The 1,525-nt window shown below is 63.6% G+C and carries 3 protein-coding genes; 1 reads left to right on the top strand and 2 read right to left on the bottom strand.

Translation table 11 applies throughout. The features are described 5' to 3' along the window. Positions 1-99 precede the first annotated feature (99 nt). A complete protein-coding gene (locus ACAM49_RS40110; protein ID WP_369640726.1) occupies positions 100-432 on the top strand; it encodes a cupin domain-containing protein in 333 nt (110 codons plus the stop codon). On the opposite strand, the gene ACAM49_RS40105 is transcribed toward ACAM49_RS40110, so the two are convergent. Together ACAM49_RS40105 and ACAM49_RS40100 are read right to left on the bottom strand one after the other, a co-directional pair. Beyond that, positions 433-768: an MmcQ/YjbR family DNA-binding protein gene (locus ACAM49_RS40105; RefSeq protein WP_369640725.1), complete on the bottom strand. Its 336-nt coding sequence runs from the start codon at positions 766-768 to the stop codon at positions 433-435. Positions 769-804: 36 nt separating this feature from the next. Then, complete coding sequence (locus ACAM49_RS40100; protein ID WP_369640724.1) at positions 805-1,410, bottom strand: Uma2 family endonuclease; 606 nt, start codon at positions 1,408-1,410, stop codon at positions 805-807. Between the last annotated feature and the right edge of the window lie 115 nt (positions 1,411-1,525).

The following is a 1,525-nucleotide window of genomic DNA, read 5'->3' as shown; positions in this document are numbered from 1 at the left end:
CCGCCCGAGCCGCTCCGTCACTTCGATTGGATCCATAACAGAACCAATCCTCCCCGATTGGCCCTCCTCTCACCACCCCCATCTACCGACGATTGACCCATGACCGAAACAACCACCGCCGTCTCGATCCCCGCCACCATCGCCACCCTCCCCGGCCCCTTCCAACAGCGAGAACTGGCCCGCGTCAACGATTCCGTGGTCCGCGTAGCCCAAATCCACGGCGCCTTCCCCTGGCACCACCACGACGAAGACGAACTCTTCCTCTGCTGGGATGGCACCTTCCGCCTTGAACTGGAAGATCAGCTCCCGGTAACCCTCACCGCCGGAGAGCTTTTCACCGTCCCGAAGGGTGTCCGCCACCGCCCGGTAGCCGACCACCCCGCCCACGTCCTCCTCATCGAACGCCCCGAAACCACCCAATACGGCAACTGATCAGTCGTTTTCCGTCAATTCCCTGGGCGCGGCCTGCCGCCACGAATCGGTGACGATCGCCTCCAACTCCTCGGCGTCGTCCAACGCCGCCAGCCGCACCCGAACCCAGGCATTCATCACCTCGTGCGGCGCGATCCAGAACTTGTCGGGCTCGGCCTGAACCAACTCGTCACGATCGGCGATCGGGCACCGGACGGCCATGGAGGTCTCGTTCTCCGGAAGGGTGAGAAACAGCTTGCCCGCCACCCGAAAGGTAGGCATCTGCCACTCGAACCCCTCTTTGGTCCGCGCCAGCGAAAGCGCCACCGCCCGAACCTCGTCCCCGGTCGTCGTCATGGCACCAATATTTCCAGGCGAGACCGACACGCATGGTCAGCGGCCGAGTTCGAAGAGGGCGTTCGGGCTTACTGAGATCTCGAAAGGCTGGTCTGTGACCAGGAGTTCGTCGCCGGTGATGATTCGGCCGCTGCCGTACCGACCCTTTGTCAGATCCAGGGCCTCGATGCGAAGGGTGGGGCGGAAGTCCACGATCCAATAATGCGGGATTCCTGCTGCCGCATACTCATCCCGCTTGATTTTGCGGTCGTGAGCCTCGCTGCCACTTCGGAGCGAGACAACCTCCGCGACCAGGACGAGGTCGGCGGGATCGAGGAAGGTCTCGTCGGCCTCGACCGCAGCACGCTCTGCATCGGCATCAAGGATGAAGGCATCCGGTTTGCGGACTCCTGTCGGGAATCGAAATTCGTATTCGCCACCGTCACTGAAGACATCAGCTCCCGCCCGCTGCGCCGCGTCGGCGAAAAGCCGCCGCAACCCCCGACCCACCCGATTGCGCGGCCCTGACGGAAATGACTTCTTCTCGATCAGCCATCCATTCCACAACTCGTAGCCCTTGCCCTCTTCCGGGCACTCGTGCAGATCGTCGGAGGTGTAGGGACCGTGGCCGAAGGTCGGATCGACATCGAGCGCGGCACTCACAGGCCCCTCCTCGAACTTGGCGTGAGCTCAGAGTAGGGCGGAGGCGGCGGCTATTTGGCGGCGTTGGCGAAGGCGGGGTCGAGTTTGTCGAGGAGGTAGGGGAGGGAGAGGGGGG

The sequence above is a fragment of the Nocardia sp. JMUB6875 genome (assembly GCF_041154655.1).
GTDB lineage: Bacteria > Actinomycetota > Actinomycetes > Mycobacteriales > Mycobacteriaceae > Nocardia.
This window is presented reverse-complemented; position numbering and strand designations above follow the sequence as displayed.

Coding starts and splice junctions, on each gene's coding strand:
- ACAM49_RS40110 (WP_369640726.1), top strand. CDS start 100: ATGACCGAAACAACCACCGCCGTCTCGATCCCCGCCACCATCGCCACC.
- ACAM49_RS40105 (WP_369640725.1), bottom strand. CDS start 768: ATGACGACGACCGGGGACGAGGTTCGGGCGGTGGCGCTTTCGCTGGCG.